Raw genomic sequence first — 1,694 nt, 5'->3', positions numbered from 1 at the left:
CAGACCGCCACCCGCGGGGCCCGTCAGGCACGGTGACCCCCGGCCCGACCTGCACCTTTCGACGCGTCACCGCCAACCATGCACGAGCTCGTTAGCCACAGCCGTCGCGGCAGCCACAGCTGTGCGGGAGGGCAGGCGGACCGCAGTGATACAGCCGTAGCGACCGTTCAGATATTCGGCATCGGTGACATGGCCGGTAGATGAAACAGAAGGAGAACCAAAAACCATGAAGACTCGCTCTACATCAACGACGCTGACAATCGCCAGTATATTCTCCTTGGAGGTTACAAGTAGCGCTGAGCGCTTCCAGGCCAACGCCGTAGCGCCGCTGAACGACTCAACCAGAACTCCCGCGGCACCGTCTGCCCGCACAGCGTGAACGAGCTCCCGCCCCGAACAGGGCGTCCAACTGGTCGGCATGAAATTCTACGGTCGCGCGCCGCTTTCCTCGCCACGACCGGATACGAGCAGGTGCGCTCCAACGCCCGCCGCGCTGGCCGGTCACCAGGAAGCCGCCGAGCGCCTGGAGCCGACCTGCCGGAGACCAGAGTGTGCGATGACGCGGGCCTCTTCGAGCAGCCCTATGCCGCCGAAGAGACGGCGGCGGCTCGCCACCCCGCAACCCCTGACGATCGGCACCCCCGCCTCTACCGGCGGCTGCTGACACAGGGTCCAACACCAGGCCAGCGTGGCCACGACCGGGACGGGGGTCCAGTCGCGGCCACCGGCCGCACTACTCACCCCGTGCCTCAGGCAGACCACCAGTTGGGAATCGTTTACTACGCCTTCCCTAGCTTGGACCGCGGGCCCAGCCGGCTTGCTGTCGACGTACGACCTACGTTCACGTGTACGCCGACACCTGCCCGGGAAGCACCAGGCCGGTTCGGGGGGCCCGGTATCTGACCAGATCGTCCGGCGGGTTCGCCAACCGGTTCGTCAGCACCGCCTCGGCCGACCGGACGAAGCTCCACGACGTGGACCACGCCTCTGACCAGAGAAAACCCCGCACCTGCTATAGCAGTCGGCATGAGAATGACGTGGCCATTCGTCACTCATGTCAGCACCAGGTGAGCATTGCTGACTTCGGCTTTTCAGGGTGAGGCTGGTGCGTCGAGGGTCAGGCCGGTGCTGGCTATGAAGCCGTCGAGGGTGTGGGGCCGGTATTGGACGCGTTTGAGGCGGTTGCGGATGAGGGTTTCCAGGCGGTCGAGGGCCATGACGGCGAGGCTGCGTTTGACGTGGGCCCATACCCACTCGACTGGGTTGAGTTCGGGTGAGTAGGCGGGCTGTCGGCGTACAAGTGAGAACGTGGCTCTGGCAAGATTTTCGTAGGCGGAGACCATCTCGGTGTCATGGTCGGCCGGCCCGAATTGCGGGCAGCCTCTGATTGTGCCCTGTTGAACTGGCGTAGCTGTTACCGGAGTTGGCAACCGTTCTGGTGGTCTCGGTCGAGGTCTCCGATGCTGTTGTGGCGGTTCACGCGCGCACGAGATCCAGTGTTCCCGCGGGCTGTGTGGGATGCGGGCAGGTCAGCGAGTGGTGCCACAGCCGCTACGTACGACGGCTGGCGGACGTCGCCCTTGGGGGCAAGCCTCTGCGTGAAGCTTCCCCTTGATCGTGGACACCTGGAGACTGGGATCTGAGGTTCCAGAGGAAGTAGTGCCAGGTGGGAAGCAAGTACACGAAGCGGTACT

At 64.6% G+C, this 1,694-nt stretch carries 2 pseudogenes; one reads left to right on the top strand and one right to left on the bottom strand.

Annotated elements, in window-relative coordinates:
* Positions 1-298 precede the first annotated feature (298 nt).
* Positions 299-664, top strand: a pseudogene (locus ACWFQ8_RS33510) (flavoprotein); the annotation flags it as partial.
* 427 nt (positions 665-1,091) lie between these two features.
* Here the strand turns inward: ACWFQ8_RS33510 and ACWFQ8_RS33505 are convergent.
* Positions 1,092-1,286 (bottom strand): annotated as a pseudogene (locus ACWFQ8_RS33505) (IS630 family transposase); the annotation flags it as partial.
* Between the last annotated feature and the right edge of the window lie 408 nt (positions 1,287-1,694).

The organism is Streptomyces sp. NPDC055254, assembly GCF_053606025.1.
Note: the sequence above shows the minus strand (reverse complement) of the source record. Positions and strands in the feature narration are given on the sequence as shown.